Annotated in this window: 10 protein-coding genes and 2 pseudogenes; all 12 read right to left on the minus strand. The window is 48.6% G+C overall.

From position 1 onward, the window contains the following. Nucleotides 1-60: 60 nt before the first annotated feature. Nucleotides 61-1,172, minus strand: a protein-coding gene (locus D9734_RS22575; RefSeq protein ID WP_130210726.1) for an IS3 family transposase whose coding sequence is annotated in 2 segments (ribosomal slippage) — nucleotides 61-911 and nucleotides 911-1,172 — 1,113 coding nt in all. Because the reading frame shifts where the segments join, the coding sequence is not laid out codon by codon here. A gap of 108 nt (nucleotides 1,173-1,280) precedes the next feature. Continuing rightward, nucleotides 1,281-1,646, minus strand: a complete 366-nt coding sequence (locus D9734_RS22580) for a hypothetical protein (RefSeq protein WP_130210728.1) — start codon at nucleotides 1,644-1,646, stop codon at nucleotides 1,281-1,283. Continuing rightward, complete coding sequence (locus D9734_RS22585) at nucleotides 1,643-1,876, minus strand: hypothetical protein (protein WP_240780278.1); 234 nt, start codon at nucleotides 1,874-1,876, stop codon at nucleotides 1,643-1,645. Before D9734_RS22585 ends, D9734_RS22580 begins: the two co-directional genes overlap by 4 nt. 266 nt (nucleotides 1,877-2,142) lie before the next feature. After that, nucleotides 2,143-2,889 (minus strand): hypothetical protein, encoded by a 747-nt coding sequence (locus D9734_RS22590; RefSeq protein WP_130210730.1) that lies wholly within the window; start codon nucleotides 2,887-2,889, stop codon nucleotides 2,143-2,145. Nucleotides 2,890-2,913: 24 nt separating this feature from the next. Next, nucleotides 2,914-5,631 carry a hypothetical protein gene (locus D9734_RS22595; RefSeq protein WP_130210732.1) on the minus strand — a complete coding sequence of 906 codons (2,718 nt, stop codon included), beginning with the start codon at nucleotides 5,629-5,631 and terminating at the stop codon, nucleotides 2,914-2,916. 15 nt (nucleotides 5,632-5,646) lie between these two features. Next, nucleotides 5,647-8,004, minus strand: a complete 2,358-nt coding sequence (vgrG, locus tag D9734_RS22600) for a type VI secretion system Vgr family protein (RefSeq protein ID WP_130210734.1) — start codon at nucleotides 8,002-8,004, stop codon at nucleotides 5,647-5,649. Beyond that, nucleotides 8,001-8,162: a hypothetical protein gene (locus tag D9734_RS23315; RefSeq protein WP_165382800.1), complete on the minus strand. Its 162-nt coding sequence runs from the start codon at nucleotides 8,160-8,162 to the stop codon at nucleotides 8,001-8,003. Before D9734_RS23315 ends, vgrG begins: the two co-directional genes overlap by 4 nt. 161 nt (nucleotides 8,163-8,323) lie before the next feature. Further along, nucleotides 8,324-8,458 (minus strand): annotated as a pseudogene (locus tag D9734_RS22605) (type VI secretion system tube protein Hcp); the annotation flags it as partial. A gap of 98 nt (nucleotides 8,459-8,556) precedes the next feature. Further along, nucleotides 8,557-10,203 (minus strand): OmpA family protein, encoded by a 1,647-nt coding sequence (locus D9734_RS22610; protein WP_130210738.1) that lies wholly within the window; start codon nucleotides 10,201-10,203, stop codon nucleotides 8,557-8,559. Continuing rightward, the gene (gene tssL / locus D9734_RS22615) at nucleotides 10,203-10,892 is read right to left on the minus strand and encodes a type VI secretion system protein TssL, short form (protein ID WP_130210740.1); all 690 of its coding nucleotides are present in this window, start codon (nucleotides 10,890-10,892) and stop codon (nucleotides 10,203-10,205) included. The genes D9734_RS22610 and tssL overlap by 1 nt, the downstream gene beginning before the upstream one ends. Continuing rightward, a complete protein-coding gene (tssK, locus tag D9734_RS22620) occupies nucleotides 10,889-12,238 on the minus strand; it encodes a type VI secretion system baseplate subunit TssK (RefSeq protein ID WP_130210742.1) in 1,350 nt (449 codons plus the stop codon). The genes tssL and tssK overlap by 4 nt, the downstream gene beginning before the upstream one ends. A gap of 53 nt (nucleotides 12,239-12,291) precedes the next feature. Continuing rightward, a pseudogene (locus D9734_RS22625) lies at nucleotides 12,292-12,558 on the minus strand (type VI secretion system contractile sheath small subunit); the annotation flags it as partial. Nucleotides 12,559-13,710 lie beyond the last annotated feature (1,152 nt).

Genomic DNA, 13,710 nt, shown 5'->3' on the forward strand with positions numbered 1-13,710 from the left:
TCCCTCTCCAGGTAATGAGCAAGTAATGATTTTAGTGGATTCTTTGTAAATAGACCCGTTTTAGTTCCATGCATTTTTTGAGAACCCGGCCAAATAATGGTGAAGTCGGTATTCCTCCGGTGTCATATTGTTCAGTGATTCATGCGGGCGTTCACAGTTATATTCTGATAACCATTTCTCCGTAATTTCCCGTACTTCATTCAGCGTTCTGAACAGATAAAAATCGAGTATTTCTGTACGGTATGTCCTGTTAAAACGCTCAATGAAAGCGTTCTGCGTCGGCTTACCCGGCTGGATGAACTCCAGTTTTACTGCGTGTATCTCTGCCCATTCAGCCAGCGCCAGAGAGATAAATTCCGGACCATTATCCATGCGCAGCATGACCGGATAACCGCGGTTTGCCGCGATCCTGTCAAGTACACGGACCACTCGCAGAGCTGGCAGATTCAGATCGATTTCAATCGATAACGCCTCACGATTAAAGTCATCAACGACATTGAACGTGCGAAAACGACGGCCACAGGCCAGCGCATCATGCATAAAATCGACAGACCAACTCTGGTTCAGCGCTTCTGGCGTAGCCAGTGGTGAGGGATTGCGTACCGGCAGTCGTTGTTTGCCCTTACGGCGAAAATTCAGCTTCAGCAGACAGTAAATACGGTGGAGCCTTTTGTGATTCCACGAGTATCCTTGCCGTCGCAGAATCTGGAAAAGCTTCGGAAAGCCGTATCGCGGGTATCGCTCAGCCGCAGCCTGCAGGGCGGCAATAACGGGTTCATCACGCGTGGTATCCGGGCGGTAATGATAAACCGTTCTGCTCAGGTTCAGACTCCGGCAGGCCTGACGGATACTGAGTCCGAATGTCGTTATCAGATGAGTGACCAGCTCACGCTTAAAGGCTGGTTTTAAAGCTTTTTTTCGATAACGTCTTTCAGCGCCCGGTTCTCCAGACGCAGGTCAGCAAACATCTGTTTGAGGCGGCGGTTCTCGTCCTCAAGATCCTTGATTTTTTTAATATCAGAAGCCTCCATGCCGCCGTATCTGGACTTCCAGTTGTAGTAGGTGGCTTCAGAGATACCGGCCTCCCGGCAGACATCTTTAACGGTTCGTCCGGCTTCAACTGACTTAATCACAGCGATGATCTGATGCTCAGTAAAACGGGCTTTACGCATAGCGATCTCCTTCGTTGGCAGATTGATTATGCCGGATGATCTCTAAATATGAATGGCACGATTATGCGGGATACTTACATCTTTGCCTGAGACTTGCACTATTTTTTTTTAAAATATCACATTGGGCACAGACATATTAGCATTCACAAATGGAGTAGGATTAGTGATGGTATATTTAAGGACATTCTTTTTAATTGATATAGTTGCCTGACCAATACCCCCAAATGTACTTTCAAAGTCCACAATTCCAACATTATCTTTGATTATACCGTTAATGTTTCTATCATTGCCTTCAGAACAGTCAATTCTATTTCCGTCATTAGTTATAAAGCAATATTTACCAACAAGATGAGCACCATCTTCGTCTAAATCCAATGTTAGCGATTGTGAGTCATTCTCCTTTACCCAATGACCAGAAAAATTAGCTATTGAGTGAAATGAAATAAAAATTAAAAGCAATAATATTCTTTTCATATATCAACCCTCAAACAATCATTAACTCTATTTATCCAGCCATTGAGGAATTTAATCTGTGCATTAGGTTCACCGTTGGTTATAGTTAAAGAACGGTAATAATCCTTTCTGATTTCTGCAATACGTGATAACAACTGCTCTTGATCTTCAACTGCATTTATACAATGAGTCATGTCATCATCCATTATGTAATTTACTATCAGGCGATTATTGTATTCATCATGAAGCATTTTTCGTATTCATTTGGTGTAATTATCACGACCAGTAATCTGTAACACACCGCTGCATTTAAACAGCAGGATATCCTTGATATAGTACCATTTACTGGTGTGATTACCAGATCACAACCATATTCAACTGTAACACTATTTGCATTACTGACTTTAGATACATAAGAATTCTTCTGATATCCTTTAGCTTTTAAAATCAGTTCTGCTGATTTTTTAGATATCCTCTAAACGCCTAAGTCAGTATAAAAGTCCAAAATAATATTGCTTTACTCTGTAATCATGTCATATTTCTGTGTTTGCTTATTAAATATGTAATTAACACTAATATCCGGCCCAATACTGTAACAATTCAGGTGAATCTGAGCTCCATCGTTTTCTAAGTTTTGAAAAATAGACGTCATATATGAACCAAATTCACAGCCATTCAATTGTGGGTTAATGACTTGTATTAATTTACCACTTACTTTATCAATTACATTTACTTTATTGATAACAATACCTTCCTCCCCCTCTATATATATCCCAATGAAAGCATGCTGTTTAGTTTGCCCCCAAAATGGAATATCCAGTTCTTTAGCCTCCCCTTTCAAAACACCATCACTAAGTCTGGATGTCTCCCTTAAGTCCACTTTTAAAGTGGAGCGAGCATTGCTCCATTCACCTGAAAAACCAACAGAGTTTCGTGTTAACTTGAAAGGACATTTTGCAATTTCAAACTTCTCACCTTGAATAATATATTTATCGAAACTCTCATTACTAACGGCCTCACATAACACAATCAAATTTGATTCATTCACACCATATAGTGGAATGGAGGTTCTATGATTATCGTAATAATAATTTCCCTCTACGTTCACATTTTTCCCAAAGTCATAATACTGGAGGGATAAATGCACAGGATATTTCCCTATATAACCTTCATAATTATTTACTACGTATGGAACGTATGCTGCCTGAATTGAAGCACTTAGCGACAGCACGAAACAGCCTAAAAAAGCTTTAATTTTAACCATCGTCTAACCTTGATTTTCAGTTAATTAAAATGCATCAGTAAAGACGTTAGTTGATTTGATTCTTTCAAAATGTTCCCGACGTTTTGCATAGCTAGTTGTATTTAAATTCACTTTTGCTGTTATTTTATCCACTATTGAACCTGTATCCCCTTGATCAGCAATGTCATAAAGTTTTTCGCGAAGCCAAAAATAAATAGCTGATCGCATACAGTAAATTCCTTCCTCAAGCAATGATGGATTCTTTATAAAATCAATATCATCCACCCAATTCTTTTTATAGTAATCAGAAAATCCTTGGTAATTTATTTTTCCTGTAAGATGAATACCTCCTCTACCTCTATATGCACTACCATCACCTGACGAAATATTTCCATTTCCTAATCTATTAGCATAAACTCTATCAGCAATAGCAATCTCATTTGCATGCTTCGTAATTCTTCCATTAAGTTTCGTATATGAATATTCATTTGCTTCTACAGGGTGTCTTCTAAAATAACTAAAGTTTGCCTTCAAACCCTCTTCGCTATAATTAAGGGCTTCAACAGGGCTAGCCATCCCTCCCATCTCTTCTCTTATTTGAGCAAAAAAATGATTGACTCTCAATACATTGTCTAGTTTGTATTCAATCGCATGATTATTAATTTCATCGGCAATATCCTGAAGAAATGAAAATTTCGCTGGTGATCTTAATCCATTGAATACTTTATAAAGCATATCCACTGTTATATGAACAATACGTTTATCTCCTATAGCCTCCAAAAACACCACCGGATGCATATGCCACGGCTCCGGTCCCAGCGCCACGCCCTTCTCAGACACTGCCTTCATCCACGTCATCTTATCCAGAAATGCTTCCAAATACGTTTTCCATAACGGTGCATCTCCGGTTAATGTATCCAGATAGTTTTTCCACAACGGGTCATCTTTACCGTAGTACCATTCACTGGCGTGTTTCGCAATTACACGGTATAAGCGATCGCGGTAAGAGATATTATGGATCGCCTGAAGATACTCCTGCTCCGAGTAATACCCGTCCTGGTTATTGTCTATCATCTCCAGCAGTTGCTGGTAGTTATATTTGTTCAGGGCATGAGTGGTACGCGTTTCATCCTGTGCTGCTTTATACAACTGCTCCAGAATACCCTTAACCACGTTATACGGTTGTTTTATCCCATCAATCAGGTCAAAGCTCGTTGGTGCTTTATTCAGCGTCACAAACCCCAGCTCGCCTAACGCGTACTGCGATACCTTTTTTACACTGGCAGCAGGTAACCAGCCACCTTCCGGGCGTATCTGATAATACGCAGCATCCTGGTTACTGGTCAGTGTATTCCCCCCGGCATCAACGCCAGGGACTTTGGCCAGCGTCAGAATTCCTGAGGCTTTTGTTTTTCGACTGCCCGCAACCATTCCCCGCTCACCCTTTTCAAATAATGGAGCGTTGGTTTGCCAGGTCAGATACACTGGCGCATCCTCTCCTGCTCTTCCGGGGTTGGTGATGAACTTTTCTATATCATCCATGCTCAGGCACTCTATATGTACCTGGTAGCGCGAGCGTTTACCGTTTTCCTCAGGTAGCTGATAAAAACCCATATGGCCGAGATTAGCCCCTGCACTGACAGTCACAGGGACTGGCGGGACATACACATCATTAAAAACGGATCCACTACCGGATGCTGCTGGTGCAACCGGCGTCAGACTGTCGCCGTCTGATACTACCCATACCCGGTCGCCCTTTTTCAACTTATCCTTATCCCGGCCCAGAGTGACCAGACTGAATGTTCTTGCTGCATCGCCTGGATTCTTACCTGGACGGATGATCTGCTGTGCGGTATTACCGGGCTCGTATGAAAGCGGGAAATCGGCTGTCAGTCTGCCTGCATTTTTATCTTGCAGCACATCGTCACTGCTCAGATAGTACGCCCAGTCTGTACGCGAAGTGCAGTTCACCACGCCTTCTGACTCATTAGTGTAAGCCGGAGTACATTTTGCCCACCAGGACGGAACGAGTGCTGATTTAACAGCCTTCAGAGCCCCCCTGTCTGATACCGTCCAGACTTTTGTTCTCGCTGCAAGCGTGTCTCCCGCTACATTTTTCGTCTCTCTGATAATGGTCACTTCGGTAAACTGACGCAGGTCGCTGGTGCGGGTCACAATAGCGTCACTCAACGTGACTACCGTGTCTTTATTCAGTTTTCCGGCTGCGCGGCATGTCTGCACATCTTCCGCACTGGTGTAATAGCGCTGGACGCCTGCCACTTTTCTGTCCGCCTGGCTACCCTGTTGTTCATAAGCAGCATAGGGCGCCAGATTCATGTACAGCGTAAAAAACGTCAGTCCACTTTCTGCGTTATCAGCCGGCTGGATATAATGTTTCACCAGCACAAAAGAGGTCGAAATGAACAACTTTTCACCTCGCCATTCAATCGCGGCACTCTCGTAATCCTTGCATACCCGCCAGGCAACTATTTCACCATCGGCCATACAACGAATAAATTGCTCCCCTTTATAAAGCTCACGACAATATTCATTCTCAGCTTCACTGTCAGTACTCAGGGCGCACCAGGGAATGGTGGCATCAGTAATATGAATACCGCCATGCCACATTCCCTGACTTCCCACCAGATACAGTCCTGAGCTTTCCCCTCCGATCATCGATAACAACGCTTCCACAGAGGAAAAGGCATGGCCATTTTTGTTTGACGGTACGGGGTAACTGATTTTGGGTAACTTTGCTGTCATAAATCCCCTTCCATGCTATTCACTGCTCCATTTGGAGGAATTTTTAGCCGTGACCGTAACGTCTGTCATTTTAAAGTCCGGTGTTTCCAGTGGCAGGCTGCTGCCATTTCCGGGCACCAGATAGCTCGCTACCTTCATCACCATATTCCCTTTGGAGCCATGCTCAATCCCGTTCTTACTCAGTCTCAGGTAAGAGCCGCCACCGTTCAGCGTCAGCGTTTCCGGGGTGCTGATAATAATTTCGTCTTTACTACAGGTCACCGTCAGCTGTTTTTCAGAAAACAGGGCCATCGTGTTGTGCTGAGCCTGAATCTCGATGTCTCCCTGGTTGGCAACCAGCTTCGCCCCGTCTTTATGGACAAACAGACCAAGGGCTTTTTCCACCGTTACCGACAGATTTTTCATCGCACCGATATCAAGATGTTGACCGGCATTGATCATGGTATTGCGGGTACTGCTGAGCTGAAGATGTTCACCTGAGGTAAACGCCACCCCCTGCGGAGCGCTACCCAGTAGGACCGCAGACTGGAGGTCCCTGATTTTGTCAGTCACAAGACTAATCTGAGTATTGATATCAGAGATCAGGGCTCCGGCGGCTTCAGCGGCGCTGTTCAGCGCCTGCATCTGGCTGTTGGCCTGATTAATCTGACTTATCGCAGGGGCCATTTCCAGTACCGGTCCCTGGGCTTTGGCCTGGGCATCAGCCGTCAGGAACAGCCCTTTTGCCGCACGTACAGCACCATGTTCATCCGTTCGCAGTTCGAAACCGGCTCCGCGCTTTTCACGCTGGCCATTGACCAGGTGTCCCATGTTCAGTTGCGTTTTGCCATATTCCGTCGCGAGCTTGATATGCTCTTCCTGGCGCTTATCCTCCATCCGCAACTTATTGTTCGCAGGAGTGCGCCACACGTTTCGCGTATGGTTGTCACTGGTGACAGGGTCCGGATGTTCTGAGTCGTGCAGGGCATAGGCGATGTAGGGACGATCCGGGTCTCCGCTGTCAAATACGACGGCCACTTCCGTTCCGTCGATAAGCGGTGAGTGGAAGCCGTACGTATCACCGGCATAGGGCCTGGCCAGCCGCAGCCACAAACAGGCATAACCCTGTTCAGTACTGTTGCGGTCAAAGTCCAGTTTTACCCGGTAGCGCCCGTCCGGATCGAGCCAGGAACAGGTGTCACCTTTCTGTGTGCTTTCCACCCGGGCCGGAAGCGAGCCGGATATCACCGGGCGACTGAGCAGCGCCGGACGATAACAGACGGTTTCGCTATACGGGATGCCTTCAAAGGTCAGGGTAAAGCTACTTTTTCGTGAGCCACTGGTGCGCACCGTGGTGATGACAATGCCTTCTTTCACGGTATCGGGAAGCGTTCCGTCAGTTTCCAGTACCTGACCCGGAGCCAGATGAGGGCTGGAGGAATGCCCGCTGACGTGATATTGCGCATTCAGAATACGTTCGTGACGCAGACGGGCAAAGTATGCCCCGGTCTCCGGGCTTTCAGCGTCACCTGCTGTCAGGAAAGGTTCAGCATAATGGTATGTTTCTCCGGTGGTGATCCCTTCTTTGCTGAAAATGCTCTCGATACTGTCCTGAGGTTGTAGCGCTTCACGGTAGTTGTAGTCCCGGGTGGCCACACCTCCGCTCACCACGTTATATGCGGTCTGAATATCCCAGATGCTCTCCTGCCCGTTGTCACTCATCCCGGCCTGGTTGCGTAACGGTAGCGTGACACCAAATTCATACTGCTGCTGGCTGTCCTGGAAAATCACCACGTCCTGTTCAAGACGGCTGTCCATTTCATAGCGCCAGTAAATGCCCACTTCTGCCAGCAGACGCTGGATAAATTCAAGGTCGGTTTCCCGCCACTGGGTGATGAGCTCCCGGGAGGGGTATTCGCGGGAGAGGCGGAACTCGAAATCAGGCCCTTCCAGACAGTGTTTACGCAGTACCTGTTCAACCACTTCAGTGACTGACTGATTGAGGTAGATCTCGCTCCCTTTCGTATAGCCCAGAAGGGCAATACGGGGAACGATCGTCAGCGCGTAATAGGTTTCATCGTTCGAGGTAGACACGCGGCGAAACGACTCAACCACGCCAAATACCGTCCTGACCGGCTGGGCCGGAGTTCCGTCAAACACGGGTGTCTGGAAAGTGAATGAAGCGGGCTTCAGCAGTAACGAGTCACAAGCAATATCCGCAGAAGAGCTGGTGACCGCCACGTTATAGCGCCAGGGCTGGCTGAGTGATTCAACGGCGTTGTAACGTAACACATCCAGGAAATGGTCGCATTCATGCACTTCAACCCGGTACCGTGATTGCCCTAAAAGCTGATGTACCAGGCTGGTAGCCTTGTTGGAGAGGGAACTGCTCATGACGGCTCTCCTTCTGCCTGCTCCAGCAGTTTCAACAGCCAGTGCTCAGGCGTGATTTCCGCATGCGCACGGGTCTGACATAAAAAAGCCGCCCCCTCCAGTGCTCTGGCGCAATAAGGGGTAAGTCGTCGTAGCAGGACTGCTGAATGATGTTCCATTTCGTTCCCTCTTGTTCAGGCACGCTACCGCCCCTGGCCGTCAACCGATGCCCATAAGGTTCATGCCGATAAATTGTGAGACTGCTCTGCAAAGCGTCCGTCTGACAGGCGCTGTGCGGAGTAAAAAAAAGGCGGGCAGAAAGGATCTGCCCGCCAGAGTCTTATGCTGTGGTGCGTTCGTTCCAGGAATTGGAATGAATGATGTTGCCGTCTTTGTAGGTCCAGGTGATTTTTTCGTAGTGCAGCTCGATCTGCTCAAGGTGGTTATGCTTCTCGAAGGAGGCATCCTTGATGTCAGCGCCGCCATCGTCTTTCAGCCACAGATAAACTGGGATTGCCATGTTTACTTCTCCATTTCTTTAGTTGAAACGTCACGTACATCCTGTGACGTGTGTTACGCGCCTGGCAGACGACAGGCGTCAGCCTGGGGTACCAGACTGATCTCGACACGGCGGTTATGCGCACGGCCATCAGGCGTGTCGTTTGATGCAACCGGTCGGCTGTCACCGTAACCCTGCACGTCAATGCAACTTTCCGGGACGTCCCAGGTATCACGCATCCAGTTACGAACGGCCTCCGCTCGTTGTAAAGACAGGGTCTGGTTAAGCTGAACGCTGCCGGTATTGTCTGTGTGGCCACTGACCACGATGAGCCAGCCTGGTCTGGCTTTGACCCCTGCCAGTGCATTGACGAGTATTTTGGCAGAGCCGTCTTTGAGTGCCGATTTGCCGGAATCAAACAGCGACATGCCGTCGAGACGAACAATTTTCGGTACTGGTTTTTGTTTAGATGCTGGTTTTGGTTTAGGTGTTGGTGGTGGAGTCCAGGTATCGATAGCCTGTTGCACGGCCAGCCACAGGCGTAGCCCCGGGTAATAGCCCAGGCTGTAACGGAAAGGCTCTCCCTGACGCTGCCAGCGTTCAAGCAGGAGCGCATCCTGCTTCAGGGCAACCAGTGATTCTGCCTTAGGGCGATAGTGGTTCATCGGGATTGCATTCCAGCGCTGCAAATCGGTGCTCACCTGACAGATCAGGTCACGGTTATTGAGCGCAGAAATACCCAATGCGGTCAGAGCACACACCCACATCAGCAGGACCAGGCGACGGGTACGTTGCCCCCCCTGCACCGTTGATGCAAAAGGTGCCAGCAGCGGCAGAACCGCATCCGGAAATAAACTTTCCGGATCTATCTGCCCAGGCTTTCGGGAAAACTGCAAACAGGTGCGGGAATATAGCCAGTCGGTCCAGACTGACTGGGTTTCGAGAAGGACGGTACCGAGGCGCAGTGCCACGGAAAACGCTCGTTCAGGCGGGGTTAACCGATCAGGTTTCTCAAGCTCATCAGTCAGGGTTTTACGGATAAATGAAAATGCCTGACTGATCACGGGTAGTGCCGTAATATTGTCATTAGCCTGCAACCAGTCGATGAAAGCCTGCGGCGAATCATTTACCGGACATACAATCGGCTTGTCACCACGAACGATTATCCACGGAGTCTCAGGTCCGGAGAATTCGGCACTCACCACAACCGGTAGTGTGAAACCCGTCAGAGTTTTGATTTGTTTACTCTGCTGGCGGAGCGTCTTTAATGTGGAGCGCAGAACCGCTTCATCCTGATGATGGTCTGGCAGGCAACGGTACATAACCGAAAGCTGACCGACCTGGCGTGGGAACTGCGCCTGTATGCTGCGGACAACATCCGTTAACCGGCTGACGTCATCGGCCCGGAGCCACCAACCCTGAGCTGTTTTACGCAGAGGACTCCCCTGAAACAGCGCACCCAGCCCGTCACCGCATACCAGTACAACGGGGCCCTGGGTGTCGAGTAGTGGCAGGTCAGCAGCTGAAACGGAGGTGTCGGATACCGGCTGCTCCCGGCTGCAGTTATTAAAAACAGTCCAGTCTGCCAGCAGGAGGATCAGCACCGTGGTCAGACCTTTAAACACGTTCCCTGTTGGGATGAAATACCAGAGCAACCACAGCAATGTGCCAACAGCTGCAAAGGTGTGCAGGGCAACCGGAATAATGACTGATCTACGCATTAGTTACGTAGCTCCGGTATTTGTGCTGACAAGAGTGCCTGGAGCCACAGATGACCGCCCCACCAGATAACACCGGTAAGGATGATGGCAAGCGCTATCCAGAACCAGACTGAACGCATCAGACTCCAGCGATGTTTCCCCATCCGGTGAACAATCAGTGACAGGCCTGCATCAGGCGGAGAGCATCGCTCAGACAGGGCTTTGACGACTTCATCCCGCTGCGACTGACTGACCGCCTTCAATCCGTACACACCCTGAAAACCCAGGGCAATTACCCGGTGATAACACGTCAAAACGGCCGGGTTCGGTGAAGGCTGACGCAGGACCTCTGCAATGCTATCCCACAGCGCCTCACCTGCTCGAAGTGATCCGAAAAATCGTGCCTGAAGCGGGACTTTACGCCATGCCACCTGGCCCTCATCAATTTTCGGCTCTTCTCCTTCCTCGCACTTTTCAGGCTTACGGCTCATCACCGCCTCGTCCAGCAAGGCACATTGTGCGTAGGAAATATGCCCGACACTGTCCTCGTCATAACCGGCACGCTCCAGCGCTTCCCGCACACTTTCAACCTGTTTAACGCACTTGTCGTAAAGCGCACTACCATTGAGCGTGACGGCGCCTTTCTTCAGCATGGTGACGGTGAGCCAGGTCTCTGTCATCAGCTGGTCGATATCGATATCCTGTTTCATGAGCGCAATACCGCAAACAGTTCAAGTTCCAGTGCGCCAAGCATTTCAGGCACGTAGAACATACACACGCCCTGCTCCTGCATTTCATGCGCAGCGGGGCTTTCCATATCAAGCGCGAAGTACTGGTTTTCCATGCGTACAGGCAAAGCCGCCGGGACCCTGCTGACAGGGATCAGAGGGATCCCCTTGAGTGCAACACCATAGATCTCATTGACGTCATCAGGTGAACCCGCCTGACAAAGTGCCGGGAATTTATCGGCAACCTGCCAGGCCGGTATGTCTGAGCGAACAGAGAGGTAGAGGTCCGCCTCTTCGCGCAGACGAATATCGTGAAGGTTTGCTTTCCAGGTTTGGCCGTCCGGACGGGACATTTCCAGAGCAATGACCCGGGATGGCAGACTTGCCTCAAGTAACCCCGAGATCAGGTCAAACAGCGGAGGAAACGTATTGGCGGGATCCTCGTGGTCATACCCCGGTATGGCGTCGAGATCATGGTCCAGGGAAAAGGTCAGCATGCTTCCTGCCAGGCGTGCAAGCTCAGCCCACACCTGTTCAGGCGGACGGGAAGGAAAACGTTCGTATTCCGTCAGCACCCCAGCGTGGGAATTTAGCGCATTCAGCAACCAGAAAAGGGAAACATCGGCGACGGCAAAATCGGCAAGTCTCTCGTTGCTCTCACGACGCATTGTCATCAAACGTTGGCGTCGGGAACGTAACTGGCGATTTAACAGCACCAGACGTTCGCGAAGAACCGGGCTTGCCGAAAATGACGCAACGGGAGGAATGAAAGACGGGTCCAGTAGCCACGCATTATGTCCGTCCCGGATTAGCCTTGCTACAGGGCAGACTTTCCAGGAATCATTACTTTCATGGGCAAACCGGATGGAGAAATTGAACCGGGCAACTGCCATTGATTCTTCTTCAGGCCCAAATGCATCCGGCAACGTCACCCATTCTTCGCGATAGCGAAGCGGTCGGTCCGGGAAGATGCCTTCCTGCTCAACGTTGGCAACACCCGGCTGCATATGAGGCAGTGCGATAACGACAGTTACTGCATCAAGACCTGCCAGCTGACTGGCATCTAACTCACGTGGCGCCGGAGGCAGATCGCTTCTTTGCGCATCAATCAGCGTTCCATCTTCCAGCCAGAGACGTAACTGCGTAATCTGGATCAGACCCGATGAAAGAAGACTGTCGTTAAACTCAATCTTTTCCACACCCCAGGGGAATGCAGATGCCAGTGCGGTTGCACCGGCGCTGCGAAAAGACTCCCATTCTGCCTGTTGCTGGAACTGCTGAGGGGACAGTAAAGCCCCCTCGTTCCACAATGGACGATAAATTTTCATCTCTGCGCCCGCCTTATGCTTTTGCTTTCGGCATCTGAGATACCAGCGACAGATTGACGTCCATACCCTCTCAGGGTGTTGGCAACATCAATACTGAACTCTGGGTTAAGCTCGGATAGAACGCTATTAAAGTTGTGTTTTGAAATAGTTAACTTGCTGCGTTCAGAAAACGGGAGAGTTTCTTTGCCGTTGCTGAAATTTCCCACCGCGAGAAGTTTTAAGGGCAACTCTACTTTCTTTTGGGCAGAACCCGTGTGCAGGTCAGGCTGGATGTTGACGCGTGCTTTTGGCACTTCATTCTGGAAGCTGGAATCTGCCATATCATTCCCTTTGTTGGGCAGTGGTGATAGTTACCACGAGGTATCTTTACAAAGCGATGATAGAGCGTTTTGCTAAAAAATATCAACTTTGCAGATCAAAAATCTGTCATTGTAATTCTATTAAGAATTTTCATCTACCATGTAACAGGGCGCATCTCTAAGTATTGGGGTAAAGGTTTTTTTGTTCACTGCTTATGTCGTCATTTACAGGGGGATTAACTATAAATAGGTGCCCTGGCGGTTGAATGTTTCATATGTGATCTTTTATTGGTTAAGATCAATGCAATGAGTGGGATGATTGCCTAGTGCGGATGTGTACCTTTGCACTGATAACTCACTGTAACAGTTACATTTTTTGTTACATGCTGTTGTGATAAAAATCCGAAAGCGGACTTATAGGAAAAACATTGTAAGTAATGGAGGGTATTTCGTTTTAAAAACTATCTGATTTGTATGACGTTGAATAAGTTACGGGTTATGTGGCAGGTTTCAGCATCAAAATCGTTGTTTCTCAACCGGTCGTTTACGAAACCGCGCCCGTGGTTACTGGGCGCGGAAAAATCCAGGTTTCCGGTGAAAAAAAACTATACGGCATTTCTTAGGGGGTCTTGACTCAATCGGATAACCTAAATGCGATGACCACTGACTTTAAATCAGGCCCTTACAAATCAGGAGTGGTTAAATAATGCGCTTAACGTACAAAATTTTCCATTTCCCAAACCGACCCCACATACGGCTCGCGAGTCCTGCGGACAGTGTCTGTTATGATGATGGATGCAGGGCTACCTGCGGTAAACTCCGATTCAGCCATGAAGCACACTATACCGGGTGCGCACTTTCACTGGATCCACTACACAGGGTACAGCTTTCACTTCAGTATCATCACGTTATCAGAGCCGATCATCATTCACGATACACTGTACCAGGTAAAGTTTCCTAACCGTGCCGCCACGCTATCAGGTATGGTGGCAATAACGTGATCCACTATACCGGGTGAGGATCACATTCTTGGCTAAAATACATACAAGACACCCAGAAAAGGCAGAAGAAAATGGACTGCATCGGGGTAATGGGGCTGATGCCACCCGGTGTAGTGGAGATACACTATACGAGGTAAATCAAAGCGAGAGGTATAGTGGTCAACAAAAACTG

This window comes from Escherichia sp. E14S1, from assembly GCF_004211995.1.
GTDB lineage: Bacteria > Pseudomonadota > Gammaproteobacteria > Enterobacterales > Enterobacteriaceae > Escherichia.

Bases quoted from the DNA above. Each gene is read 5' to 3' on its own strand.
- D9734_RS22580 (WP_130210728.1), bottom strand. From the start codon at position 1,646: ATGAAAAGAATATTATTGCTTTTAATTTTTATTTCATTTCACTCAATA.
- D9734_RS22585 (WP_240780278.1), bottom strand. From the start codon at position 1,876: ATGCTTCATGATGAATACAATAATCGCCTGATAGTAAATTACATAATG.
- D9734_RS22590 (WP_130210730.1), bottom strand. From the start codon at position 2,889: ATGGTTAAAATTAAAGCTTTTTTAGGCTGTTTCGTGCTGTCGCTAAGT.
- D9734_RS22595 (WP_130210732.1), bottom strand. From the start codon at position 5,631: ATGACAGCAAAGTTACCCAAAATCAGTTACCCCGTACCGTCAAACAAA.
- vgrG (WP_130210734.1), bottom strand. From the start codon at position 8,004: ATGAGCAGTTCCCTCTCCAACAAGGCTACCAGCCTGGTACATCAGCTT.
- D9734_RS23315 (WP_165382800.1), bottom strand. From the start codon at position 8,162: ATGGAACATCATTCAGCAGTCCTGCTACGACGACTTACCCCTTATTGC.
- D9734_RS22610 (WP_130210738.1), bottom strand. From the start codon at position 10,203: ATGCGTAGATCAGTCATTATTCCGGTTGCCCTGCACACCTTTGCAGCT.
- tssL (WP_130210740.1), bottom strand. From the start codon at position 10,892: ATGAAACAGGATATCGATATCGACCAGCTGATGACAGAGACCTGGCTC.
- tssK (WP_130210742.1), bottom strand. From the start codon at position 12,238: ATGAAAATTTATCGTCCATTGTGGAACGAGGGGGCTTTACTGTCCCCT.